This window comes from Sulfitobacter mediterraneus, from assembly GCF_016801775.1.
Classification (GTDB): domain Bacteria; phylum Pseudomonadota; class Alphaproteobacteria; order Rhodobacterales; family Rhodobacteraceae; genus Sulfitobacter; species Sulfitobacter mediterraneus_A.
In genome coordinates this window covers 1802441-1827679 of record NZ_CP069004.1, presented here as the reverse complement: position 1 = coordinate 1827679, position 25239 = coordinate 1802441, and the positions used below count along the sequence as shown (strand labels likewise).

Here is a 25239-nt window from a genome sequence, read left to right as displayed (position 1 = left end):
GTTTTCGCGGGCAAGGGAGGGATTGGGAAGGCGTGGTGCCAACGAATGCCTATTGGCCTTCTGGAGTTCGCCCGCTTAAATGAGTTGGAGAACAGGCGACATTTGATACACATCCGGGAGCAGCGGCAGCCATGAACAAACAGTCAAAGGGTGCGGATATCGGTGTTTACGGGCTGGGCACAATGGGGTCTGCGCTGGCGCTCAATCTTGCCGATAGCGGGTTCGACGTGGCGGTCTCTAATCGGGAGGCGGAATGGATCGACGATTTCATCCAAGAAGCCGGACCATTGGGCAAGCGGTTGACCGGCCAAGCTGATCTGGCGGATTTTGTCGCGGCCGTTGCACGGCCACGCAGCATCCTCTTTATGATCCCGTCCGGCGCGCCCATGGATGCCATGATTGAGGCCATCCGCCCGCATCTGGAGGAGGGTGATACAATCATTGACGGGGGAAACGCCGATTTCAACGACACCCGTCGGCGGTCTGCGGATCTGGATGGCACGGGGCTGCATTTTGTTGGCATGGGCGTATCGGGGGGGGAAGAGGGCGCCCGGCATGGTCCCTCGATGATGGTGGGCGGCAGCGATCATTCGTGGACCAGCCTGCGTCCGATGGCAGAGGCGATTGCGGCCAAGTTCAAGGGCGATCCTTGCGTGGCGCATCTGGGGCCGGATGGTGCGGGGCATTTTGTCAAGACCGTGCACAACGGCATCGAATACGCCGACATGCAGATGATTGCAGAGATTTACGGTTTGCTGCGCGATGCGGGCGGGCAGTCTGCGCCGCAGATCGGTAGATTGTTTGCGGATTGGAAAGATGGCCCGCTCAGCTCTTATCTGATTGAAGTTTCCGCCGCGGCGCTTTTGTCAGTCGACAGCAAGACCGGCCAGCCCATGGTCGATGTAATCCGCGATCAGGCCGGGCAGAAGGGGACGGGTCGCTGGACCTTGATCGAGGCGTTGAAGATGGGGCAGTCGGCCAATACCATCGAGGCAGCGGTGGGCGCGCGTGGCTGGTCCTCGGAGAAAGACACACGGGTGATGGCCGAGCCTTTGTTGGCAGCGGGGGCGCTTGAGGCAGGGATGCCAAGCGCGGCGGATCTGGAACAGGCGATGCTGGCGGGCCGTATTCTGGCCCATGCTCAGGGCTTTCGCGTGCTTTGGGCCGCATCGGAAGAGTTTGACTGGTCCCTCGATATGGCGCGAATTTCCGAGATCTGGCGGGCGGGATGTATCATCCGCTCGGCACTTCTGGACGAATTTGCGGATGCATTCCGCAGTGAATTGCCTGCCTGCCATCTGATCCTTGCGCCGGCCATGCGTGCGCGGCTGAAGGCATCCGTACCAGCCTTGCGGCGGGTTTTGACGGCGGCGATTGGCTTGGGCGTGGCGATGCCCGCGCTGTCTGCGTCTTTGGCGTGGTATGACACCATGCGGCGGGGGCGCGGCACCGCAAACCTTATTCAGGCGCAGAGGGATTTCTTTGGGGCGCATGGCTTTGCCCGCATCGACGAAGAGGGCAAGTTTCACGGGGATTGGAACGCACTGTAGGCCTGCGCTTAGGCGAAGGGATCTGCCGGATAGCTGACATTCGCCAGATAAAGGCCTTGCGGCGGGCAGACCGGCCCACAGGCGGCGCGGTCACGTGCCGCCAGTGCGGAACGCACATCTTCGGGCGTCCAAGACCCAGCGCCGACCCGTTCGAGCGTGCCGACAAAGCTGCGGACCTGATTGTGCAGAAAGGACCGCGCCCGCACATCAAAATGAAACTCGGTGCCGCCCAGTGTTTCCACGCGGCTGACGCGCAGATGATCAAGGGTCTTTACCGGGCTTTCGGCCTGGCAGATCGTTGACCGGAACGTCGTGAAATCATGTTTGCCCACCAGAATATCCGCCGCGGCCTGCATGGCACCTTCGTCCAGATCGTGTTTGACCTGCCAGACCAGCCCTTCTTGATGGGTGGCCGGGGCACGGCGCGACAGGATACGGAACAGATAGCGCCGCTCAAGTGCCGAGAACCGCGCATGGAAGTCATCGTCAACTGCTGCGCAGGCAGTGATCGCGACAGGCTGCGGCTTGAGGTGGTAATTAAGCGCCTCTGACAAGCGGAAGGCCTGCCAGTCACCGTTCATATCGCAATGGGCCACCTGCGCCAGCGCATGCACGCCGGCATCGGTGCGTCCGGCGGCGGCAATGGTGTGTTCACGCGGCTCCAGTTTGGCCAAGGCTGTCTCAATCGCGCCCTGCACCGACGGCAGGTTCACCTGTCGCTGCCAGCCGACAAAAGGCGCGCCGTGGTATTCGATTTTGAGGGCAAAACGGGGCATGGGCCGCGTCTAGCGTGGTGGCTGGCTTCTGGCAATCCCTGACCCGCCTGCCTATGTTAAGCCCAAACACATTTCGGGGCGGACGCAGCTTTGGTCATCTCACGCATTGCCGATGGTATCTGGCGGCAGGTTGAAACGGTGCAAGACACCGTGTCAGAGACATTTTTTGAGCCGGTGATCCGTCTTGGCGTAACCGGCTTGGCGCGGTCGGGCAAGACGGTGTTCATCACTTCGCTGGTGGCAAACCTGCTGGACCGTGGCCGTATGCCGGGGCTACTGGCCGCGTCCGAAGGGCGGATCGAGGCGGCGTTCTTGCAACCACAGCCCGATGATACGGTGCCGCGCTTTGACTATGAGAACCACCTTGCTGCGCTGACTGGCCCGACACCGCATTGGCCAGACAGCACCCGCGCGATTTCCGAGCTGCGTCTGTCGCTCAAGGTGCGTCCAAACGGGCTCTTGTCCGGGTTGCAGGGGCCGCGCACCATCCATCTTGATATTGTTGATTACCCCGGCGAATGGCTGCTGGATCTGGGCTTGATGGAGCGCAGTTATGAAGACTGGTCCAAAGACACCCTGAGCCGCATTGAAAACCGCCAAGCGGCGGCGGCCTTTCTGGCGCTGGCCAAGACCACGGACCCCGAGGCCAAGCATGAAGAAACCTTGGCGCAGGATCTGGCGCGGGAATTTGCCAGCTATCTACAGGCCGCGCGGCAAGACGGGTTTTCCGATTGCACGCCGGGGCGTTTCCTCCTGCCCGGTGATCTGGCCGGATCGCCGGTACTGACCTTTGCGCCGATCCGCACGGATGGCCCGTCAAAGCGCGGGTCTTTGCATCGCGAAATGGCGCGGCGGTTCGAGGCCTACAAGAAACGTGTGGTGCAGCCGTTTTTCCGCGATCACTTTGCGCGGATTGACCGGCAGGTGGTTTTGGTTGATGCGCTGGGCGCGATCCATCAAGGGCCGCAAGCGGTCGAGGATCTGCGGGCAGCGCTGAGCGAGACATTGTCTGCGTTTCGGCCCGGCAACAACGGGTTTCTCAGCAATCTGCTGCGCGGTAAGCGGGTGGAGAAGATTCTGTTTGCGGCCACCAAGGCCGACCATTTGCACCACAAACAACATCCGCGTCTGACCGCGATCATGCAGGCCCTTGTCCGAGAGGCACAGGATCGCGCGCAATACGCTGGTGCAGGCACCGCCGCCCTGTCGATTGCCTCGCTCAGGGCAACGACGGAGGATGAGATGAAACACGGGGGCGATCTGTTGCCCGTGGTGCGTGGCACGTTGCTTGAAACCGGCAAGGAGGCGGCCTTTTATCCCGGTGACCTGCCCCAAGACCCTGCGCATCTGCTGACGCCCGCGCGGCAGGGGGCAGAGGCGTGGCTGGATCAGGATTACCAGGTGATGCGCTTTGCCCCGGCGCCGTTGAACCTGCGCCCGGGTGACGGGCCACCACATATCCGGCTGGACCGGGCGGCGGAGTTTCTGATCGGGGATCGGTTGTGATTGCCTTGCGGGCCGCGCGGTCCACAGATGCCGGGACCGTCGGAGGTATTCTGACCGAATTTGCCGCGACAACCGACTGGATGCCAAAGTTGCACAGCGGGGCCGAAGACATTGCCCATGCAGGCGCGATGATCAAGCGCGGTTGGGTGACCGTGGCCGAGGCAAGTGGCGAGGTGATCGGATTTTCTGCATGTGATGGCGCGGATCTGGATGCGCTTTACGTGGCGGGCGCAGCGCGGGGGCAGGGGGCCGGAACGGCGCTTTTGCGCCACGTGCAAGGCCAGCATGACAGGCTGACGCTTTGGACGTTTCAGGCCAATGTAGGGGCGCAGCGGTTCTACCTGCGTCACGGATTTTCCGAAATAGAGCGCACGGATGGGATGACCACCGACGAAAAACTGCCGGATGTGCGGTTCGAATGGCAAAGAGAGGGCGCGTGATGGCCAAGGGTCCGGTTCTATTTGAGATCGAAGAGAATACCGCAGCGCGCCCGCAAGTGGCCGATGCGCCGCCGGTGCCCGATATCCTGCCTGCCGCGCCACAGGGGCAGGCGATGCAGGTCGCCGCGCGGCTGGCGGCGCGAAAACCATCGCTGCTGGGCCGGTTGTTTTGGTGGTTGTCAGGTGCCTTGGTCGGGGCGCTGGTGTCCATTGCGGCATGGACCTTTGTTACGGACCTGATGGCACGGTATCCGCTGCTGGGTTGGGCGATGACGGTACTGATCGGGGCGTTTTTGCTGGTGCTGTCCTTGGTGGGCCTGCGCGAGATGGCTGCCTTTGGCCGGCTCTCCAAGCTGGACGGGCTGCGCCATGATGCGGGGCAGGCGCTGGCGCAAAAGGATCTGGGCGCGGCACGGGCGGTGACCGACCGGCTGGTCCGGCTTTATCAGGGGCGCGAGGACACCCGCTGGGGCCGGGATCGCCTGAAGGAGCTGCGCGGCGATCAAATGGATGCCGAAGGGCTGTTACATCTGGCAGAGGCGGAGCTGCTGGCGCCACTGGATCAGGCCGCCAGCCGCGAGGTCGAAGCGGCGGCACGTCAGGTGGCGACCGTGACAGCGCTGGTGCCGTTGGCGCTGGCGGATGTGGCCGCGGCACTGACGGCCAACCTGCGGATGATCCGGCGGGTGGCTGAGGTCTATGGCGGGCGATCCGGGTTTTTCGGATCCTGGCGGCTGACCCGCGCGGTGATGTCGCATCTGGTGGCAACGGGTGCGGTTGCGGTTGGCGATGATATGCTCGAGCCGTTTTTGGGCGGCTCGATCCTTGGCAAGCTCAGCCGCCGGTTTGGCGAAGGCTTGGTGAATGGTGCATTGACCGCCCGCGTCGGCGTGGCCGCGATGGAGGTGTGTCGCCCGCTGCCGTTCGCGCCGGATCGGCGCCCCAAGGTGCGCGGGATCGTCAAGCGGGCCTTGGGCGGGCTGTTTGGCGCGAAAGCTTAGCCCTGCATTTCTGGCCGATGCAAAGGCGCGGCTGCGCCGCAATCGATTTAAGTTGAATGGGGGCTTTGCCCCCAAACCCCCTGAGTATTTAGGGCCAAAAAGGGGGATAAACGGGGGCTTGTGGGGCATTTGCTGCGGGCCTATAAGCGGGGCATGAGACGCATCACAGCGATCATTATTCGAATTATTTACCCGGCGCTCTGATAAAGTGAGACGCCGGGCAGAGGTGTTTGAGACCATCGCACCGACCTTCCGATACATCCCCTGATTGATTTGCCAAAGGACGCGACAGATGTGCGCCGATACGCCCGAGACACACGACTATAAATCCACGCTGAACCTGCCCAAGACCGATTTTCCCATGCGGGCGGGATTGCCCAAGCGGGAGCCGGCCTGGCTGGCGCGCTGGGAAGAGATTGGCGTTTACGATCGCCTGCGCGAAAAAGCGGGGCGCACGCCTTTTACGCTGCATGACGGGCCGCCCTATGCCAACGGGCATCTGCATATCGGTCATGCGCTGAACAAAACGATCAAGGATATGATCGTGCGCAGCCATCAGATGATGGGCTATGATGCGCGGTATATTCCGGGGTGGGATTGTCATGGCTTGCCGATCGAGTGGAAGATCGAGGAGCAGTACCGCAAGAAGGGCCGCGACAAGGATCAGGTGCCGATCAACGAGTTTCGCGGGGAATGCCGCGAGTTTGCCCGTGGCTGGGTCGATGTGCAGCGCGAGGAATTCAAGCGGCTTGGTGTGCAGGGCAATTGGGCCGAACCTTATCTGACAATGGATTTCCATGCCGAACGGGTGATTGCCGAGGAATTCATGAAGTTCCTGATGAACGGCACGCTCTATCAGGGGTCGAAGCCGGTGATGTGGTCGCCGGTGGAGCAGACCGCCCTGGCCGAGGCCGAGGTGGAATATCACGACAAGGACAGCTTTACCATTTGGGTGAAGTTTGACGTGGTCTCGGATGGTGATCTGAGCGGTGCAAAGGTGGTGATCTGGACCACAACGCCATGGACCATGCCATCGAACAAGGCCGTGGTTTACGGCGCGGGTATTTCTTATGGCCTTTATGAAGTGACTGCGACGCCGGAGGAGTGCTGGGCCAATGTCGGGGACAGATACCTGCTCGCTGACAATCTGGCGGCCGATGTCTTTGGCCGGGCGCGGCTTGAGGATGGGCAGTGGACCCGCCTGCGCGATGTCACCAATGACGAGTTGGCGGGTATTGCGCTGCGCCATCCGCTGGCCGGGGCCGAAGGCAGCGAAGGCGAATGGGATGATCTGCGCGATTTCCGCGCGGCGGATTTTGTGACCGACACAGAAGGCACTGGTTTTGTGCATTGTGCGCCCTCGCATGGTCTTGAGGAATACGAGCTTTATCGCGATCTGGGCATGTTGGCCGATGTGATCACCTACAACGTCAATCCTGACGGGCGGTTCCGCGATGATCTGCCGTTCTTTGGCGGAAAGGCGATCCTCAAGCCCAATGGCAAAGAGGGCAATGCCAATGCCGCGATCATCGACAAACTGGTCGAGGTCGGCGGGCTGCTGGCGCGCGGCAAGATCAAGCACAGCTATCCGCATTCCTGGCGCTCCAAGGCGCCGGTGATCTATCGCAACACACCGCAGTGGTTTGCCGCCATCGACAAGCCGGTTGGCGATGGGCTGGACATGCATGGCAAGACCATCCGCGAGCGGGCGCTGACCGAGATCGACAATGTGAACTGGACCCCCAAATCCGGGCGCAACCGTCTGCATTCGATGATGGAGGCGCGGCCCGATTGGGTGCTTTCACGGCAGCGGGCATGGGGTGTGCCGCTGACTTGCTTCACCAAGAAGGGTGTTTTGCCGACGGATCCTGATTTCCTGCTGCGCAATGCGGATGTGAATGCCCGGATTGTCGAGGCCTTTGAGGCCGAGGGCGCGGATTGCTGGTACGAGGATGGCGCGAAAGAGCGATTCCTGGGCAATCTGGTCAATCCCGATGACTATGATCAGGTGATGGATATTCTGGATGTGTGGTTTGATTCCGGCTCCACCCATGCCTTTACCTTGCGCGACCGCGAAGATGGCACCGAGGATGGTATCGCAGATGTCTATATGGAAGGCACCGACCAGCACCGGGGTTGGTTCCATTCATCCTTGCTGCAATCGGTGGGCACCACGGGCCGTGCGCCCTATCGCAATGTGGTGACCCATGGCTTCACGCTGGATGCCAAGGGCATGAAGATGTCCAAATCTATCGGCAACACCATCGTGCCGGAAAAGATCGTGCAGCAATATGGCGCGGATATCCTGCGCCTGTGGGTGGCGCAGACTGATTACACCGCAGATCAGCGGATTGGCGATGAGATCCTCAAGGGGGTGGCTGACAGCTATCGCCGGTTGCGCAATACGATGCGCTATATGCTGGGCTCGCTGAATGACTTCACCGAAAGTGATCGGGTGGAGCCTGCGGATATGCCAGAGCTGGAGCGCTGGGTGCTGCACCGATTGGCCGAGTTGGACGCGCAGGTGCGCGATGGCTATGCCAAGTTTGATTTCCAGGGTGTGTTCCAGGCGGTCTTTACCTTTGCCACGGTGGATCTGAGTGCGTTCTACTTCGATATCCGCAAGGATGCGCTTTATTGCGATGGCGACACCCTGCGCCGCCGGTCGGCGCGGACGGTGCTGGATATCCTGTTCCACCGGTTGACCACATGGCTTGCCCCCATCTTGGTGTTCACCACCGAAGAGATCTGGCTTGAACGTTTCCCTGGTGAAGGCAGTTCGGTGCATTTGACCGATATCCCTGAAACACCGCAAAGCTGGCTGGATGCAGATCTGGCGGCGAAATGGGCGCAGGTGCGTGCAGCGCGGCGCGTGGTGACGGCCGCGCTTGAGGTGCAGCGGGTCGAGAAGGTGATCGGAGCCTCGCTTGAGGCGGCGCCGGTGGTTTATGTCGCGGATGCAGATCAACGGGAGGCACTGGAAAGCGTGTCATTCGAGGATGTAGCGATCACCTCTGCCATCACCGTTTCTGGGGATGATGCGCCGTCAGATGCGTTCCGTTTGCCAGAGACAGAAGGCGTTGCCGTGGTTTTCGCAAAGGCGGCGGGCGACAAATGCGAGCGTTGCTGGAAGGTCCTGCCGGATGTGGGCAGCCACAGCCATGGCGGCGTTTGCGGTCGGTGCGATACTGCGGTGGAAGAGACCAACGCGGTTTAAAACCTAAGGTGGGGATTTTCCCCACCTTTCCCCATCCGATTCTTGCGCAAGAACCGGATTGCGGCGGGGGGCGCTTGCCCCCATCATAGCTGCATGAAACAGCGCAGCGTTCCCACACAATTTGGCAACCTGACCCTGACCGAAGAGGACGGGGCGATCACTCGTCTGGATTGGACCAGGGTCGGACAGCAGGACCGCTCATCCTTGCTTGATCGCGCGGCAGAGCAGCTGACGGCCTATGCAGCGGGTGATCTGGAAGATTTTGATTTGCCACTGCGGGTTGCGGGCACCGATTTTCAGCGCGATGTCTGTGCGGCGATGTCCGCAATCCCCTTTGGCTATACCCGCACCTACGGCGAGATTGCCAAGGCACTGGGCGTGCCGGCACAGGCGGTCGGGCAGGCCTGTGGTGGCAATCCGATCCCGGTGATCATACCGTGCCACCGCGTGATGGGGGCCAAAGGGCTGACCGGGTTTTCGGGGCGCGGCGGGGTCGAGACCAAGGTGGCGCTCTTGCGCCATGAGGGCGCGGCGGGTCTGTTGATCTGATCAATTTTCGGCGGTCATCGCCGCATCATAAGGATGTTTGCGCACCAGACCCAGCATGGCCCCCAGCCCGATCAGCGCCAGCGGCAGGCAGGACAGGAACAATATACGCGCCACGCTGGCGGCGTCGTCGGGTCCGGTCATGGTCAGGAACCCCGCGGCATTGGCGATGATCCCTACATAGGCCGCGCCAAGGGCATAGCCGATGCGCTGCACTGTGGGGATGGCACCCGACACGCGCTGGATTTCGTGTTCCGGCACCAATGCAGTGATGCGGCGCAGGATGAAGGTCCAGGCCAGGCCAAAACCGCCACCTTCCAGGGCTGCAAAGAAGGCGATCAACCAGATCGGGCCAGCAGGCACTGCATAGGCAAAGCCGGGGATGCTGATGGTGGTCATGATCATGCCTGCGGCGATCCATAGCCGATCAAGACGTTCGGGTGCACCGCTCACCGTCACGGCGGCGAGGGTCCAGCCGATGGAGGAGGCCGCGACGATGTATCCGGCGGTCAGGGCAGAGATGCCATGGATCGTGGTCATCAGAAGGGGGCCATAGGCAAGGATGCCAATGGTGGCGATCGACAGCATCAGGATCATCAGCAGGGTTGCGCCTGTGGCGTGCCTCGGGTCAAGCGGGGCATTGGGGAGCAATCGGTCTGCGCCCGCCTGCCCATCGCGCCAGAGGAACCAGCCAAGACAGGACAGACCCGCAAGGATCAGAAGGGTGGAGCGCAGAGGTTCCACACGGATACCGCCGGCCGAGATCAGCACAACGGCAAGGCAGAGGACCGCAAGCCGCACAACGGGGAACCGTCCCAGTGGGCCGTCTTGGGGAAGGGGGCCGGTGCTGCCCTGCAGGGCGATCCAGATCGCGAGGCACATGGCCTGCACGGCGAAAAAGCCAAAGCCCCAGCGCCAATTGGCATATTCGACGAAGAGCCCGCCCAGCAAGGGCCCCAGAAAGGCCGAAAGCCCCCAGAACGTCGACACCACCGCCAATACCCGAGCGGCATAGCGGCGCGGAAACAGCACGCCCACCGCGACAAAAGCCATCGCAACCATGCCGCCGCCGCCAAGGCCCTGCATCACCCGGCCGATCAGGACAACGCCCATGGTGGGGCTGATGGCGCTGAGCAAACAACCAAAGCCAAACAGGGCCGCTGCGACACTCATCGGGCCGCGCAGCCCGTAGCGCATCGTCAAAAGTGCAGTGCCTGCGCCGGCCACGATCGAGCCGATTTCATAGATGGATACGGTCCAGCTGACGAAGGCCGCGCCGCCAATATCTGCCACCATGGAAGGCAGCATTGTCGCCACGATCAGGCTGTCAGCGGCATGTAACCAAACCGCGAGGCAGACCAAGGCCAAGGGGCCGGAATAGCCACTGCGCAGAAATTCACCCCAAGAGACATAGCTGTCTTGTTGTGGCAACGGGGCGGCGGAATTGGGGGCGTCGGTCATGTCAAATCCTCTCGTTGCATTTCTGATGCAGGCTCAACCTAGGTTGAGGTCAAGAGGAAAATGCACCAGCCTATTTGGGCTCGGTCAACTGCTGCACGGCGCCAGCGCAAATCAGATAGACCGAAGTGATGACCAAACCCCAATGGGCCCAGCTTTCGGGATGAAAATCGACCCAAGCCGCCCAGCCGGCGAAAAAGGTCCAGGCCAGCGCCATGGGCAAAGTCACTGTGCGCCAGCGTTCAGTGCGCACGGGGTGAACAAATTTGATTGGCAGGAACATCGTGATGGCCAGTGCGAACACGATGATCAGGCTGACCCACCACACCGGTTGCAGGGCGAAAAGCACGATCACCAGCATGTTCCAACAGCCGGGAAAGCCGGAAAAGGAATTGTCCTTGGTCTTCATCCGGGTGTCGGCAAAATACATTGCAGATGCAAAGGTGACGATGATGATCATGGCCCAGCCGCTCCACCCGTCCATGAGGCCGGATTTAAACAGCGCAAAGGCCGGGATGAACACATATGTCAGATAGTCGATGATCAAATCCAGCAACACACCGTCAAATTCGGGCGCATTGGTTTTGACATCAAACCGGCGGGCCAGCGGGCCGTCGATCCCGTCAACAAAGAATGCCACAACGAGCCACAGAAACATCAGGTCCCATTTGCCGTCGACCGCGGCAAGCATCGCGAGCATGGCAAAAACGGCACCGGTTGCAGTGAAAAGATGAACGAGAAGGGCGCGCATATGTATGGTCATTTGGCAGGTGTCGCAAATCTGCGCGAGGGATGCAAAGGAAATGGCGCGGCCGGGCTGGCGCCGGGGCCAGGAATGTGGCAAATGCACATAGGCCCGAAATTCCGCCCTCGCGCGGACTTCGGGTTGACGCCTTGGCCGATTCCCACTAAAGCCAGCGAACCAGTTTCAGGGTCGCCCGCCGCGGCCCGTTTTATGTGTTGCGCCGACCCCTTGGCGCTGCACCACTAAACAAAAGGATAGACCCATGTCGCGCGTTTGCGAATTGACCGGAAAAGGCCCGATGACGGGCAACAACGTAAGCCACGCGAACAACAAGACGCGTCGCCGCTTTCTGCCGAACCTGAACGACACCACATTGCAGTCCGAATCGCTGGGCCGCTCGTTCAAACTGCGCATTTCTGCGGCTGCTCTGCGCAGCGTGGATCACCGTGGCGGTCTGGACAAGTTCCTGGCCAAGGCAAAAGACACCGAGCTGTCTGCCAACGCGCTGAAGATCAAAAAGGCAATCGCCAAATCCAGCGCAACAGCAGAAGCGCTTTCCTGATCGGAAACTCCGAACAGTTTGAGTTTAGGCAACCCCGGATCATCTGATCCGGGGTTGCGTCGTTTTGCGCCTCGAATGTCCGACCTGCATGGGCTAATGCGAAGGTATGAAACGCCACCTGCTCTCATTTTTGATGGTTCTTGTTCTGGCGCTGACCAGCCAGAGCATGGCGGTGGCGCGTGGGGCAAATGCAGCCACGGGGCAGATGGTTCTGTGTACGGGCAATGGTCCGTTGGCGGTCTATGTAGATGCGAGTGGGGCGCCGACGTCCGCGCCCCACATTTGCCCTGACTCGGCGCTGAATGTCCTGTTTGAGGTGCACGCGCCGGAGTTCAACGCGCCGCAGCAAATTCTGTGCTTTGAGGTTGGCCGTAGGCTGGCATTGCCTGCACGGCTGGCAGCGCGCGCATTAATGCCGCCGGCACGGGCTCCCCCTGTTTGATCTGAAACTTCCGTTTTCCGATCAATCAAGGACAAGACAATGACATATACACGATTCTTTTCAGCAGCTTCTGCTGCGTTCTTCATGTTGGCCGCCCCTGTTTTTGCAGGGGATATCATGGTCAAAGACCCCTATGCCCGCAGTTCTACGCCATCCTCGCCGACGGGCGCTGCGTTTATGATACTGATGAACAATTCTGATCAGGATGATCGCCTGATCGCGGCCAGTTCCGACGTGGCGGGCCGGGTTGAACTGCACACGCATATCGAAGACGAGAACGGCGTGATGAAGATGACCGAGATCGAAGGCGGCATCGCGGTGCCAGCGGGCGAAATGCATGCGCTCAAACGGGGCGGCGATCATGTGATGTTCATGGGGCTGTCAGCGCCGCTTGAGCAGGACACAGAGATCACCGTTACCCTGACCTTTGAAAAAGCCGGTGACATCGACGTGAAGATCCCTGTGGATCACACGCGCAAACCAAAACATGGGGCGATGAGCCACTGACACAAGCGGCGCGGGCTTTGGCCCGCGCTGTCTTCGTTTTATTGACAAAGATCAGGCCGGGAAATGCGCGTTTTCCGGAGTCACTGACCCAAGATTTCATCCACCCAGGCCGTGACCGTTTCCGAGGCCGGCCCCAGCCGATGCTCCGCAAACTGGTTTCCCACAGCCGAGCGTTCCAGATTGAACTCAAGCGTGTGGGCGCCAGCGCGGCGCGCCTCCGCGACAAATCCAGCCGCTGGATATACGTTGCCCGATGTGCCAATTGCGGCAAAGATGTCTGCCTGCGTCAGGTGGTCAAACAGCAGATCCATCTCATAGGGCATTTCGCCAAACCAAACGATGTCAGGGCGTGCTGCAGGCGCGTTGCAGGCGGGGCATGGGTCACCGGCAGCCATGACCATGGGTGCGGGCCACCTGTGATCGCAAACCGCACATAGTGCGCCTTTCAGATGCCCGTGCATATGATGTACGACCTGCGAGCCGCCCCGTTCGTGCAGGTCATCGACATTCTGGGTGATCACAATCACTTCGCCGGGGTGCTCCGCTTCGAGCCGGGCCAGTGCCTTGTGGGCGGCATTGGGGTGAACCTCGGCTGCTTGTGCGCGGCGGGCGTTGTAGAATTGCACAACCAGATCCGGATCGCGGGCAAAACCTTCCGGGGTGGCGACATCCTCAACCCGGTGCTGCGCCCAGAGGCCATCTTCGGCCCGAAACGTTTCGATCCCGCTTTCGGCGGAAATACCCGCACCGGTCAATATGACAATCTTGGCATTTGGCTGCGTCATCCGGCTGTCTCTCCGATCAGATGGAACTTATCTGCAAGCCAGGGACGGCGGGCGGTGGCGGGGCCGATCATATGGGCCTCCATCAGCTGTTGCATCGTGCGGGCAATATCACGCGGCACCGGTCCGGACCATTCCGATCCGGCAAAAAGCGAAATTTGCCGCGCCGCCTCCGGGATCGGCAGGGCCATCACCCGCATGCCCTCGTGGAACCGGGTGGCCCGCATATAACCCAGCGGCGTGGTGATCGCCCAGCCGATTCCGCGTGCCACCATGGCCATAAGCGCCAGATGGCTGCCAATCTCAAAGCGGGCCGAGAGTTCCAGATCCTGACCTTGGAGAAAACTGCTGATCTGGGTTTCGATCAACTGACCCGTGGCATAATGCAAAAAGGGAATATCTCCTTCCCCCTCAAGCAATTGTTGCGCCTGTGCGCGGCTGCCCGCAGGGGTGACAATGATGAAGGGATCGCGGGCCAGCGGATATTCGATCACGCCGGGAACCTTTTCACTGGTGCGGGCCGCGATCGCCATGTGCAGGCTCTTGTCGCGGATCGCCTGGGCCAGTTCGTTGCTGCCTGCGGTGGTCATGCGAAACCGGCAACCGGTCAGGCTGTCGGCCAATATGGTGGCCAGCCTTGGCGTCAGATCGTCGTCGAAATCGTCAATGATACCGAGATTCAATTCGCCCAGATGTGCCAGATCCATCACGGTGACTTCGCTTTGTGCAAGCCGCAACTCGGAAAGAGCAGCCTCGGTGCGGCGCAGGAAGAGGCGGCCTGCCGGGGTGAGACGCATGGGACGGCGACCGTGATCTATCAACTCGGCACCAACGGCCGTTTCAAGATTGCGCATTTGCTGGCTCACTGCGGGTTGGCTGAGCCCGGTGATGGCTGCAGCTTGGGCCACAGATCCGGTCTGGGCGAGGGCCTCGAACACTTCGATGCCGCGCAGTGAGATGCCTTTTTTCAACATGAATTTCCCCCCCTCATTTTTGGTTGTTTGAAACTAATGCGCCTTTCAGTCAAGTAAATATGGATAAGTAGGGGTTCAGTTTATGGAAAACGAAATAGGAAGATGTTCCCAAATCTGGCTTGAAGGACAGAGGAAGGCGGCGCAAACTGCGACTGAAGTAAGGGAACACACAGATGAAAATTGCCAGTGCCGCGTATCCTTTGGATGTTTTGACCTCCTGGGCGCAGTTTGAAGACAAGATTGAGGCTTGGGTGGCGGATGCCGCGGGTGCCGGGGCAGATTTGCTGGTCTTTCCTGAATATGGTGCGATGGAGCTGGCCACGCTGGATGGTTTGAAGGTCGCCGGCGATCTGGAGGCAAGCCTGTTTTCGGTTTCGGACCGTTTGCCGGATGCAGATGCATTGCACCTCAAGTTGGCGGCGTCTTACGGCGTTCATATCGTCGCGGCCTCCGGTCCGGCGGCAACAGCGACTCGCCCGGTCAATCGTGCGCGGTTGATCACGCCAACAGGGCAGGTCGGTGTGCAGGACAAACAGATCATGACCCGGTTTGAGGGCGAGGTCTGGGATGTGGTGCCGGGCAACAACTTGCAGGTGTTTGACACCGCATTGGGCAAGATCGGCATTCTGATCTGTTATGACAGCGAATTTCCACTGCTGGGTCGTGCGCTGACAGAATGTGATGTGATCGCTGTGCCCAGCGTCACCGAAACCCTGGCCGGATATTGGCGGGTGCGTATCGGGTCGATGGCAAGGGCGCTGGAAAATCAATGTGTTACGGCGATGTCTTCGGTTGTGGGCGATGCTGAATGGTCAGAAGCTTTGGGCACATCCTTTGGTGCGGGCGGCATTTATGGCCCGCCCGACAACGGCTTTCCGCCCACGGGTGTGCTGGCCGCAGGGGCGCTCAATGATCCGGTTTGGACCTATGCAGATGTGGATTTGAAACAGATTGCCAATGTCCGCGCTGATGGCATTGTTTTGAACCGTCAGCACTGGTCCGGCCAGGAGGGGCGTGACCATCCTGCGACAAACGTCTCTTTGCGCTGATTGCCCCTTGAAATATTGGCAAAATGCGCCCATTTAAGCCTGCGCCCTTATTTTGGAGGGCATTTTGATCAAGGAGAGACCATGGCCAAGGAAGATACGCTCGAATTTCCCGGTGTCGTGAAGGAACTCTTGCCTAATGCGACGTTTCGGGTCGAGCTGGAAAACGGCCATGAGATCATCGCACATACGGCAGGCAAGATGCGCAAGAACCGCATCCGTGTTCTGGCTGGCGACAAGGTACAGGTGGAAATGACCCCCTATGATTTGACCAAGGGTCGGATCAACTACCGCTTTAAGTAAAATCAGATCGATGGCCGGGACCGCATCATGCAGTTGCACCCGGCCTTGACCCCCTGCCGCGGGCCAGCGGGCGCAGATGCTGCGGCTGTGGCATCATCAGGCAGACGAGGCGCAGACCAATGACATTCATCCTCGGATCAGGCAGTCCGCGCCGCATGGAATTGCTGGCGCAAATTGGCGTGGTTGCAGATGATATTCGTGCCCCCGACATTGATGAGACCCCGGCAAAGGGCGAACTGCCGCGCCCCTATTGTGCGCGCATGGCGCGGGAAAAAGCGGCGGCCGTACCAGCAGATGCCGATGATATCGTGCTTTGCGCCGATACGACGGTGGCCCTGGGTCGGCGCATTCTTGGAAAACCTGATGATGAGGCCGAGGCCGAGGCGTTTTTGCGCCTGATGTCCGGACGCCGTCACAAGGTGATCACCGCCGTGGCTGTGAAGCGCGGTGATCGGACCTGGGAACGGGACGTGCAAAGCACGGTCAAAATGAAATCCCTGTCTGACCTGGAGATCAAGGCCTATCTTGCCACCGGCGACTGGCAGGGCAAGGCGGGCGGCTATGGCATTCAAGGTCCGGCAGGGGCGTTGATCCCGTGGATCAGCGGCTCGTTCACCGCGATTGTGGGATTGCCGCTGGCCGAGACCGCCAATCTGCTGATCGCTGCGGGTTATCCGCTTTATGGAGGTGCCGCATGAAGGGCCGCAGTATCATTCTTGACCATCTGGGAGAGACAGAAGCCGCCGCGCTGATGGTCGATGGCAAGCTGGACGATCTGCTCATTGACAGCGATGCGCCGCGCCCCGGAACGATCTATCGTGCGATCGCGGACCGGCCCGTCAAAGGGCAGGGCGGAATGTTCCTGAAGACCCCTGACGGATCGGCATTTCTGCGCCAGATCAAAGGGTTGTCCCCCGGCCAGCCAATTTTGGTACAGGTGACCGGATATGCCGAGCCGGGCAAGGCCTTGCCGGTGACCGCAAAGATCCTGTTCAAAAGCCGCTATGCGATTGTCACGCCCGATGCACCGGGCTTGAACGTCTCGCGCAGTATCAAAAAGGAAGACGAGCGCGACCGTTTGCTTGAGATTGCCCATGAAGTTGCCAGCGAGGCACCACATGGGTTGATCCTGCGATCATCCTGCGCAGGGGCGGATGGCGACGAGATCAGCGACGATATCTCAGCAATGCTGGATCTGGCCGACAAGGTGCTTGGCGATACGTCGACCGAAATGGAAGTGCTGGCTGAGGGCGACGGCCCGCATATCCTGGCATGGCGCGATTGGACCGATCCTGCGGAGGTGGTTACGGAGGTAGGCGGGTTTGAAACCCATGGTGTCCTGGATGCATTGGAGGCCGCTCGCGGCGCGACTGTTGGCCTTGGCGGGGGCGCTGCGATGTATGTTGAACCGACCCGCGCCTTGGTCGCTGTTGATGTCAACACAGGCAATGATGCGTCATTGGCGGCAGGGGTAAAGGCGAATATGGCCTGCGCCCGCATGTTGCCGCGTGCGCTTCGGGTGCGGGGATTGGGCGGGCAAATCACGCTGGATCTGGCACCCATGCCCAAAAAGGACCGCCGCACGTTTGAAACGGCCCTGCGGGCCGCGTTTCGCACCGACGGGGTCGAAACGACTTTGGTGGGCTGGACGCCGCTCGGCCACTTTGAGCTGCAACGCAAACGCGCCCGCGCGCCCCTGGACGAGGCCCTGTCATGAGCTGCCCGATCTGTGCTGAGGACAGTTCCGCAAAATACCGCCCGTTTTGTTCGCGGCGCTGCGCGGATGTGGATTTGTCCAAATGGATGAACGGCAATTACGCGATCCCTTCACGCGATCCCGAAGACATAGAAGCCGCCGCAGAGGCCGCCGAAGCCGCTCTGAACGCAGCACAAAAGCCGCAATAAAGCTGATTGGGCGATGGCGCGAAAAAACTTCGTAAAAGAGGCTGGACACCCCCGCCGCAACCTCCTAGAACCCGCTCACCCGACCAATGATTGGTCTCCCGTGCCCGGGTAGCTCAGGGGTAGAGCAGTGGATTGAAAATCCTCGTGTCGGTGGTTCGATTCCGCCCCCGGGCACCACTTCAAGGTCCAGAGACCTCCAGAAGTGGCCATTAGATTTATAAGCTTCTGATATTTAAAGACCTGGTGTCCAGTGGCGTCCAGCAAAAAACAGTGACAGCTTTCCCTGTTGGGGGTACTTTTGGGGGTACCTAAACCGCGGTCACCAACAGATGCCACTTACAGATACAGCGCTCAAAAATGCCAAACCCACAGGTAAAGCCTTTAAGATGGCTGATGCCGGGGGGCTCTACTTGCTCGTCACACCTGCGGGATCGCGCTTATGGCGCATGAAGTACCGCTACGATGGGCGCGAGAAGCTTTTGTCGTTTGGTCCCTATCCAATCATTACACTTAAGAAAGCACGATTGCTGCGCGATGAAGCAAAAGCGCGGCTCTTTGATGGCCAGGACCCGTCAGCCCTTCGAAAGCAGCAAGCTCAGCAAGCTAGGGAGGCCCGGTCACATTCTTTTTCAGCTATCTCTGACGAATATCTCCAGAAGCTTGAGAAAGAGGGCCTAGCAGTCGCTACCCTGAAGAAAAATAGATGGCTGCTGACCTTTCCAGAAAAGAGCATTGGCCAACAACCCATTTCTCAGATTGCGCCAACGGATGTCCTGTCTGTGCTGCGTGAAGTGGAAAACGACGGCAAGTATGAGACCGCTAGGCGACTACGGTCGACAATGAGCGCGGTTTTCAAGTTTGCAATAGCAACTGGCCGTGCAAGTTCGGACCCAACATACGCTCTGCAAGGAGCTTTGATCACTCCTCAGGCAAAGTCACGGGCAGCGCTCATCAAACGCCATGATATTGGAAAACTCCTTCTGGGTATTGAGAAGGCAAGTTGCCACCTCAAAGTAAGAATCGCACTTCAACTATTGGCACTATTGGCACCAAGACCGGGTGAACTGCGTCTTGCTCATTGGACTGAGTTCGACCTTGCGGATCGGATTTGGCGAATTCCAGCAGAGCGTATGAAAATGCGACGCGCGCACCGGGTACCATTGTCGACACAGGCGCTAGAACTTCTTGGAGACCTCAGAGACCTGAACACGGGGTCCTCGTATCTATTTCCTTCCGTAAAATCGAACGAGAAAGCAATATCTGAAAATACGCTAAACCAAGCGCTTCGGCGCATGGGTTATTCAAAGGAACGTGTCACAGCACACGGGTTTCGCGCGACCTTCAGCACGATTGCTAATGAAAGCGGGCTATGGAATGCCGACGCCATTGAACGCGCCCTTGCTCATGTCGAAGTGAACGACGTGCGTCGCGCCTACTTACGTGGCGAGCATTGGGACGAGCGGGTGCGGATGACCCAGTGGTGGGCAGATGAGCTCGATAGCTTCAGGGAAAGCGTTCGATGACCGCTCCGCCGCGACCCATTGGGAAAACGACATTAACCATCGATACTATCGGCCATGAACAGATCCTCGGACCTCAACAAGTCGCCCAAATTCTCGATGCCGTTGCAATTGATGTGGCGAGCTGGGTCCAGAACCCGAGAACTGGCCACCTAGGGTTCAGTAGGGCATTAAACGATTTTATCGACCAGTTTTTAGCGCTGAAACTGGAAACAAAATCCGATCTGAAAGAGCGAAGAAAACTACAGCGCATGCGATCATACCTCGAGGATTACATGGACGCGGCCCAAAAGCTAAGGCATTCCAGTTTTCCGCCACCGTACCTCCCGAAAGACTGGTTCGACAGTACAATGGGGTTTTACGATGGTCTTCAGGCCCGATTTGACGAAAGGTCGTCAGGTGGGCGAGTGGAAGCTACAGTGGAATGGGAGTTCATCGGCAAGTGTGCGGCGCTGTTTTCACTAGCCTTCGATGTTGAACCAACAAGCTCTGTTCCAGGGGCACGCCGAGAGACTGGAGCCTTCAGTAGATTCCTAGTCGCCATCGATCAGACGTGCCGAGAACGTCTGCTAGTACCGGGGACAGCAAGCAATTTGCTTCCAAATAGCTTTCGACATGAGGTCTTTCTGGCTGTCCAAAGCGATGATCGGTTGCGAAGACTTATCAACAAAGCCTTGCAGTACGAGAGGGTCTACCCAGAGGATCATGATCAGTCAACTAAGACCTCAACGTATTGGATTAGATACAAAAAACTAATTCAAGACATTTACATTAACATAGACTCTGAGCAGCAAGGCCTTCGCAAAGAAGACTGAAGTCTCCGTACCTATGAGTCAGTCAATGGATTTTACCTGTCAGTCACCTAGCAGGTTATGTCCTTAGATTTGAATTCCGGTAGCGTCCATTTGTTTCCAGTCACCGCCGCTTCTGGCGTTCACATAAGGAAACAAACGATGTCGACTAAACTATTTTGGAAAGACACACCTCCTCGTGGAAAACTTCTTCGGCCACAGGACGTGGTGGAGCGGACGGGTTTGTCACGTTCGCAAATCTACCAGATGATAGCTGAAGAACGTTTCCCGCCGTTCGTAAAACTATCAACACGCGCCTCCGCCCTTCCAGAAACCTGGCTCGATCGGTTTATCGAACTTCAAGCAGAACGTTCGATGAACTCTCTGTAAGGGAATCCACAAGTCCAATCAGAACTGATCGGGAGCCGCAGCTCGCGGCTCTCCCCTTCTGCCTATTGAAAGGTAAAAAAAATGAACAAGAAATCTATGAAACTGCCAAATGATGACTGGGTCTTTAACTATTCCAAGACACTCGCAGACGCGCTCACCGACGGGTTTGATCAAAAGACGGCGATTGAAATCTCGTGCATCATGGTCTCCGTTCGTATGGACCTTGAACCGTATATTGGGCGTTTGGCAGCACTGAAAACCAAAGTGACTGTTAGCAAAGCATCGGGGGAACGTTTCCAAGTGTCCGTCGACATTGACTATTCTCTCGTACCCCGTCGCTTGCGAGAAAAAGCTGACAAGTATCTGAAAGAAAACGGTTAAATATAAAATAGATGTCTGGGCAGGTAACAGTTGCCCAGACATCCTCTCAATAAGAGGTAACCTGATGTCGAAAGCACCACTCTCACTTTTGGCCATGCAGGGCGTCAAGCGCTGGGTCGCCTACACCGGCACCCTCATGGAAAACGGAAAACTTAATAAAGCTCCGATCTGCCCGCGGAGTGGGCGCAATGCGAAAAACAACGATCCCCGGACTTGGGACATAAAAGTTCATGCTGATCGTTTTGTTGCAAGCGCCTCCAAGAATAATGCTAAACCAGGCGTAGGAATTGTTCTGGGTGAGATTGAACCGGGCCTCTACCTTATGGGGGTGGACTTAGACGGATGCTACAATCCGAAGAACAAAGACCTTGAAGTCTGGGCTAAGGAAATCTTGAAAAAGCTCGGGGCATACGCGGAACTATCGCCGTCTGGAACTGGCTTGAAGATTTTTTTCCTTTACCGTTCGCGAGAAGACCCGTGCAAGCTCATCGATGGGAAAAAGAAGAAAGAATGGAAGCACAGAACTCACTATGGGATCGAACTTCACATTAAGCATAGCTATTTTACCGTCACAGGGGATTCCTATGATCTTGAAGCCGGTGTTGACGAGTTAACCGGGCTTTTTGGTCGATTGGTCGAAGTAAGCGAACACCAGCTTGAGTGGCTTATTTCGTATGCAGGGGCAACCTTCAAAAGGCTAGGCGCACACGCACGTGATGAGAGCGGGAGCGGCTACGGATTTCGCTTCCTTCAAAATCTTGCCCGAGAAGGTATTAACGACGAACACGAAGCGATTAGTCGTTTGCAGTCGGATACAGGTGATGCCGGTGAGTGGGGCAACAGGGCTTCCGACCGCGAACTTCGTCGCTCCTGGAACAGAGCCCTCGAACATGTCCAACGCCAGGGCGACGATCTTCTCAGCGAACTTGATGAGGATCCTCAAGGTCTGACTTGGGGAAGTGATGATCCAGTCGTAGCGGAACTCAACATCCGTCACGCTGTCGTCAGAAACGGCGGACGCATATTGGCAGCGTGGTTCGATGAACTTGGCGGGATTGAATTCGGTTCCGTGGAAGATGTCCATAAGTGGTATGCCAATCGCACGCTCCCAATCATAAACTCCAATCGGCGGCAGCCGATCTCAAGATATTGGCTGGGCCATTCGGACCGCCGTCAGTACAATCGGGTCGTTTTTCTTCCTGATGAATCGCGGGTGAAGCCAGATGAGCTTAATTTGTGGAGGGGGTGGGCCATATCCCCTGGAGCGAACAAGTCAGCCGAATTATTGCTTCGTCACATCTTCGAAGTTCTTGCAAACGGCAACCAAGAACACTTCGATTACATTATTGGGTGGCTCGCCCATTTGATCCAAAGACCCGGTGAAAAACCAGGGGTCGCTTTGGTGTTCAAAGGTGGCAAGGGCGCTGGCAAAGATACCCTGGCTGTGGTTATGAAAAAAATCGTTGGCAATAGCCACACAGCACATATCAATCGGCCAGACCTGCTGACGCAAAAATTTAATGCCCACTTCGAAACAGCTCTATTTGCACATGTGGAGGAGGCCTTCTGGGCGGGTTCTAAGCAAGACAAAGGAGCGCTCCAGGCGCTTATCACAAGTGAAACCACAACCTTGGAGCGGAAAGGCATCGACCCAATTACCATTCCGTCTTTCGTTCGACTGTTTTTGACTACGAATGAAGACTGGGTTGTTCCAGCTTCGGCAGATGAACGCCGCTACGCAGTCTTCAATGTTTCTGATGCTCGAATTGGGGACCGTGATTATTTCGACGCGCTCTACAGTGAAATTGGCGAGGATGGTGTTGCCGCATTTTTGGAGTACCTGATAAACCATGAACTTTCTGATTTCGAAGTCCGCAACGTTCCGCAGACCGGCGCTTTGGTAGAGCAGAAACTGGCGTCACTCTCAGGCCTGGAACGTTGGTGGTATGACGTCTTGTCGGATGGCGTTCTACCTATGGCTGGCTTCAATGGAGAGAAGTGGCATGAGACCGAAATTTTGGTGGAGAGGTCGGCTTTGAGAAATAGTTATGATGACTATGTCCGAAGCTCTCGTTTTCAGGGTGAAACCGTGACTTCCGAGGTTTTTGGTCGCAAACTTCGGGAACTTGTGCCCGGCCTGCAGGATCGAAGACCCACTATCTCCGGTTCTCGATCGCGGATGTACGCATTTCCAGTTTTGCATGAAGTGCGAAAGGCTTTCGAAACAAAGATTAACGGCAGAATACTATGGGAGGACGAAACCCAAGATGTCCAAGATGACCAGTCCGATCGGGATGAAGATGACAACATACAAGAGACTCTGCGACTTCTAGTTTAGCTTGGACAACATGGACATCCGGGACAGAAAGGAAAAATCTAGGTTTCAAACCCAAAAAATTCAGAAAATTTTCCCTTACCGGGGCTCTGCGCACCCCCTGGGCACTCTCCAGGGGGGAGAAGGACCCAAGCGACACATATGGTCGATATAAAAACCACGGGGTGACCGGCCAGAAGATTTTCTAGACGACAATTGGCCGATCAAGGAGCAAAAAGTCCGGCTGATGGAGCGAATGCTTCGTTCTGACTGACTGAACCCCGTAGTAATAAGCCGAACGGAGAACCTGCCAGTCAGCGGGCCAATCGCCCCAATGGGGCGGTACGCAAGGTTCCTGAAGGGCAATGATGGTGCGGTTTCCGTCGGCATCCCGCGTGACCATGACGGCAGCTTTAAACCTGAACTAGTCCAGAAGGGTCAGACCCGATTGACGGGGTGGTTTACTAGATTGTCGGGCTTTATGCCGCTGGCCTGCCGACCCGCGATATCTGTGCTCGTCTTGAAAAAGTTCATAACCTGACGTTGTCCGCTGACCTTGTCAGCCACGGCACTGACGCAGTTCTGGCGGAGGTTTACGACTGCCAAAACCGCGCGTTGGCACCGGCGTACTCCATCGTTTTGCTCGATGCTCTGCGGGTCAAAATCCGCTATGCGGAAAGCCGTCTTGTCAGAAACAGGGCGGTCTTCGTAACCCTGGGCGTCACTCCGGATGTGATCGTGAGGTTGCCGTACAAATCGATCTTCGTCACACATCGTAGACCGGAGTGACAAAAATAGTCTCCCAACGAATCTGTACCGAATTAGAACTGAGCAGGTATTAGTTCCTAAGAACGAATTGATGGAATGTTGAGGTGTCAGAAAAAGCGCGCTAGGCCCTACTTCAACGATTGTTGATAAAGCGTTTTGGTTGACCGTAGTGAACAAAAACATTTTTGAGGAGAAAATCTAATGTCATTGTTTAGCTTAAAGCTATTACCCGCATCGGACGGTGACTGCTTGATCCTGTCTTGGAGCGACGGTGGGCCTCTGAAACACATGGTCGTCGATGGAGGTCGCGCGGGGACTTATCCTTATCTCAAAAAGCAATTTGTCCGAATGGCGGAAAATGGTGAGGAACTTGAATTGTATGTCCTCACGCACATTGATGCCGATCACATTTCTGGAGCGCTTTCTTATTTGAAAGACAGTAGACGGCCAATTGCACCCAAAGATGTGTGGTTCAACGGCTATAGGCAGATAAAGGGCGAGGGACGGCGAAGCATGCAGCAAGGCGACGCGTATTCGGCCGCGCTGGCTAAACTAGGCTGGCCGCTTAATCGGCACTTTTCTGGTGGTGTGGCATCCATTGAAACCGCGCCGAATCCTATAGAGGTGGCGGGGCTCAAATTGAGTATTCTCTCGCCAGACTCCACTCGTCTTAAGGCGATGGGGGAACGTTGGACAAGGTGGTATCGGAAGCAGGATACTGAGGGTAAAGCTGCCACGAGAGAAGGAACACGCGCCTCTGCTAATCGAAATAAAGAGCCGCTCCCTAACCCACTTGTTGTCGAAGACCTAGTAGTGGATACAGATATCGACTCGGAAGTTCCTAATGGCACGAGCATTGCTTTTGTTGCTGAATGGCAAGGCCGCCGAGTTCTATTTGGAGGCGACGCCCATCCCGATTTGTTAGTAAATTCACTTGGTCCTCTGGCCGATGCCGAAGGTGGCCGCTACCGCGTTGACCTTCTAAAGGCACCGCATCACGGCAGCACGAAAAACATATCGCGAGAGCTCGTTGAACGTATCGATTGTAGGCATATTGTCCTATCAACGAACGGGAACATCCATAGTCACCCAGACCCCCAGGCAATCGCAAAGTTCATTCACTTTGGTTCGCAAGGGCGAAAGGTCTTACATTTTAACTACGACACTGACCGGACAAGACCTTGGGACAATGCAACGGCTAAGCAACGGTACGATTACGAGGCACGCTATCCGACTGGGACACCAGGGATGATCGAGATCGACGTTATGGCGTGCCAATGATCGGCATTGGCAATGCAGCAAGAAACGAGGTCTA

The 25239-nt window shown here is 57.7% G+C and carries 26 protein-coding genes and 1 tRNA gene; 22 read left to right on the top strand and 5 right to left on the bottom strand.

Annotated elements, in window-relative coordinates; translation table 11 throughout:
* Nucleotides 1–131: 131 nt before the first annotated feature.
* Entirely contained in the window at nucleotides 132–1550 is a 1419-nt protein-coding gene (gene gndA, locus JNX03_RS08870) for an NADP-dependent phosphogluconate dehydrogenase (protein WP_203212010.1), read from the top strand.
* An 8-nt stretch (nucleotides 1551–1558) separates the two neighbouring features.
* Here the strand turns inward: gndA and truA are convergent, their stop codons facing one another.
* Nucleotides 1559–2326 (bottom strand): tRNA pseudouridine(38-40) synthase TruA, encoded by a 768-nt coding sequence (truA, locus tag JNX03_RS08865; protein WP_203212009.1) that lies wholly within the window; start codon nucleotides 2324–2326, stop codon nucleotides 1559–1561.
* Nucleotides 2327–2416: 90 nt separating this feature from the next.
* Here truA and JNX03_RS08860 point away from each other — a divergent pair, with 90 nt between their 5' ends.
* The 5 genes from JNX03_RS08860 (at nucleotide 2417) to JNX03_RS08840 (ending at nucleotide 9039) form a co-directional block, all read left to right on the top strand.
* Nucleotides 2417–3832, top strand: coding sequence for a YcjX family protein (locus JNX03_RS08860; RefSeq protein WP_203212008.1), 1416 nt, complete (start codon nucleotides 2417–2419; stop codon nucleotides 3830–3832).
* Entirely contained in the window at nucleotides 3829–4272 is a 444-nt protein-coding gene (locus JNX03_RS08855) for a GNAT family N-acetyltransferase (protein WP_231024269.1), read from the top strand. The genes JNX03_RS08860 and JNX03_RS08855 overlap by 4 nt, the downstream gene beginning before the upstream one ends.
* The gene (locus JNX03_RS08850) at nucleotides 4272–5273 is read left to right on the top strand and encodes a YcjF family protein (protein ID WP_203212007.1); all 1002 of its coding nucleotides are present in this window, start codon (nucleotides 4272–4274) and stop codon (nucleotides 5271–5273) included. The genes JNX03_RS08855 and JNX03_RS08850 overlap by 1 nt, the downstream gene beginning before the upstream one ends.
* 292 nt (nucleotides 5274–5565) lie before the next feature.
* Nucleotides 5566–8490 (top strand): isoleucine--tRNA ligase, encoded by a 2925-nt coding sequence (ileS, locus tag JNX03_RS08845; RefSeq protein ID WP_203212006.1) that lies wholly within the window; start codon nucleotides 5566–5568, stop codon nucleotides 8488–8490.
* A gap of 93 nt (nucleotides 8491–8583) precedes the next feature.
* On the top strand, nucleotides 8584–9039 hold the full coding sequence (locus JNX03_RS08840) for a methylated-DNA--[protein]-cysteine S-methyltransferase (protein WP_203212005.1): 456 nt from the start codon (nucleotides 8584–8586) through the stop codon (nucleotides 9037–9039).
* Here JNX03_RS08840 and JNX03_RS08835 read toward each other — a convergent pair whose 3' ends face one another.
* Nucleotides 9040–10497 carry an MFS transporter gene (locus JNX03_RS08835; RefSeq protein ID WP_203212004.1) on the bottom strand — a complete coding sequence of 486 codons (1458 nt, stop codon included), beginning with the start codon at nucleotides 10495–10497 and terminating at the stop codon, nucleotides 9040–9042. It lies immediately after the preceding gene.
* 70 nt (nucleotides 10498–10567) lie between these two features.
* Entirely contained in the window at nucleotides 10568–11257 is a 690-nt protein-coding gene (locus tag JNX03_RS08830) for a CDP-alcohol phosphatidyltransferase family protein (protein ID WP_203212003.1), read from the bottom strand.
* 244 nt (nucleotides 11258–11501) lie between these two features.
* On the opposite strand from JNX03_RS08830, the gene rpmB reads away from it, so the two are divergent.
* The 3 genes from rpmB (at nucleotide 11502) to JNX03_RS08815 (ending at nucleotide 12750) form a co-directional block, all read left to right on the top strand.
* A complete protein-coding gene (rpmB, locus tag JNX03_RS08825) occupies nucleotides 11502–11801 on the top strand; it encodes a 50S ribosomal protein L28 (protein WP_203212002.1) in 300 nt (99 codons plus the stop codon).
* Nucleotides 11802–11907: 106 nt separating this feature from the next.
* On the top strand, nucleotides 11908–12243 hold the full coding sequence (locus JNX03_RS08820; RefSeq protein WP_203212001.1) for a hypothetical protein: 336 nt from the start codon (nucleotides 11908–11910) through the stop codon (nucleotides 12241–12243).
* A 39-nt stretch (nucleotides 12244–12282) separates the two neighbouring features.
* Nucleotides 12283–12750, top strand: coding sequence for a copper chaperone PCu(A)C (locus JNX03_RS08815; RefSeq protein ID WP_231024271.1), 468 nt, complete (start codon nucleotides 12283–12285; stop codon nucleotides 12748–12750).
* A gap of 80 nt (nucleotides 12751–12830) precedes the next feature.
* Here JNX03_RS08815 and JNX03_RS08810 read toward each other — a convergent pair whose 3' ends face one another.
* Both JNX03_RS08810 and JNX03_RS08805 read right to left on the bottom strand, forming a co-directional pair.
* Nucleotides 12831–13535, bottom strand: a complete 705-nt coding sequence (locus tag JNX03_RS08810) for an NAD-dependent deacylase (protein WP_203212000.1) — start codon at nucleotides 13533–13535, stop codon at nucleotides 12831–12833.
* Nucleotides 13532–14506, bottom strand: a complete 975-nt coding sequence (locus JNX03_RS08805) for a LysR family transcriptional regulator (protein ID WP_203211999.1) — start codon at nucleotides 14504–14506, stop codon at nucleotides 13532–13534. The genes JNX03_RS08810 and JNX03_RS08805 overlap by 4 nt, the downstream gene beginning before the upstream one ends.
* A gap of 173 nt (nucleotides 14507–14679) precedes the next feature.
* On the opposite strand from JNX03_RS08805, the gene JNX03_RS08800 reads away from it, so the two are divergent.
* From JNX03_RS08800 to JNX03_RS08740, 13 genes are all read left to right on the top strand, one after another.
* On the top strand, nucleotides 14680–15555 hold the full coding sequence (locus tag JNX03_RS08800; protein ID WP_203211998.1) for a carbon-nitrogen hydrolase family protein: 876 nt from the start codon (nucleotides 14680–14682) through the stop codon (nucleotides 15553–15555).
* Nucleotides 15556–15636: 81 nt separating this feature from the next.
* On the top strand, nucleotides 15637–15855 hold the full coding sequence (infA, locus tag JNX03_RS08795; RefSeq protein WP_005978431.1) for a translation initiation factor IF-1: 219 nt from the start codon (nucleotides 15637–15639) through the stop codon (nucleotides 15853–15855).
* 119 nt (nucleotides 15856–15974) lie between these two features.
* Nucleotides 15975–16553, top strand: coding sequence for a Maf family protein (locus JNX03_RS08790; protein WP_203211997.1), 579 nt, complete (start codon nucleotides 15975–15977; stop codon nucleotides 16551–16553).
* Nucleotides 16550–17572, top strand: coding sequence for a ribonuclease E/G (locus tag JNX03_RS08785; RefSeq protein ID WP_203211996.1), 1023 nt, complete (start codon nucleotides 16550–16552; stop codon nucleotides 17570–17572). The genes JNX03_RS08790 and JNX03_RS08785 overlap by 4 nt, the downstream gene beginning before the upstream one ends.
* Nucleotides 17569–17760 carry a DNA gyrase inhibitor YacG gene (locus tag JNX03_RS08780; protein WP_203211995.1) on the top strand — a complete coding sequence of 64 codons (192 nt, stop codon included), beginning with the start codon at nucleotides 17569–17571 and terminating at the stop codon, nucleotides 17758–17760. Before JNX03_RS08785 ends, JNX03_RS08780 begins: the two co-directional genes overlap by 4 nt.
* 102 nt (nucleotides 17761–17862) lie before the next feature.
* A tRNA-Phe gene (locus JNX03_RS08775) sits at nucleotides 17863–17937 on the top strand.
* Nucleotides 17938–18089: 152 nt separating this feature from the next.
* The gene (locus tag JNX03_RS08770) at nucleotides 18090–19283 is read left to right on the top strand and encodes a tyrosine-type recombinase/integrase (protein WP_203211994.1); all 1194 of its coding nucleotides are present in this window, start codon (nucleotides 18090–18092) and stop codon (nucleotides 19281–19283) included.
* Complete coding sequence (locus JNX03_RS08765; RefSeq protein WP_203211993.1) at nucleotides 19280–20095, top strand: hypothetical protein; 816 nt, start codon at nucleotides 19280–19282, stop codon at nucleotides 20093–20095. The genes JNX03_RS08770 and JNX03_RS08765 overlap by 4 nt, the downstream gene beginning before the upstream one ends.
* Before the next feature lie 138 nt (nucleotides 20096–20233).
* A complete protein-coding gene (locus JNX03_RS08760) occupies nucleotides 20234–20461 on the top strand; it encodes a helix-turn-helix transcriptional regulator (protein ID WP_203211992.1) in 228 nt (75 codons plus the stop codon).
* 81 nt (nucleotides 20462–20542) lie between these two features.
* Complete coding sequence (locus JNX03_RS08755) at nucleotides 20543–20842, top strand: hypothetical protein (protein ID WP_203211991.1); 300 nt, start codon at nucleotides 20543–20545, stop codon at nucleotides 20840–20842.
* 64 nt (nucleotides 20843–20906) lie between these two features.
* A complete protein-coding gene (locus JNX03_RS08750; protein ID WP_203211990.1) occupies nucleotides 20907–23180 on the top strand; it encodes a primase-helicase family protein in 2274 nt (757 codons plus the stop codon).
* Between the two features lie 444 nt (nucleotides 23181–23624).
* Complete coding sequence (locus JNX03_RS20715; protein WP_203212188.1) at nucleotides 23625–23945, top strand: transposase; 321 nt, start codon at nucleotides 23625–23627, stop codon at nucleotides 23943–23945.
* A 180-nt stretch (nucleotides 23946–24125) separates the two neighbouring features.
* Complete coding sequence (locus JNX03_RS08740; protein ID WP_203211989.1) at nucleotides 24126–25205, top strand: ComEC/Rec2 family competence protein; 1080 nt, start codon at nucleotides 24126–24128, stop codon at nucleotides 25203–25205.
* Nucleotides 25206–25239: the final 34 nt, after the last annotated feature.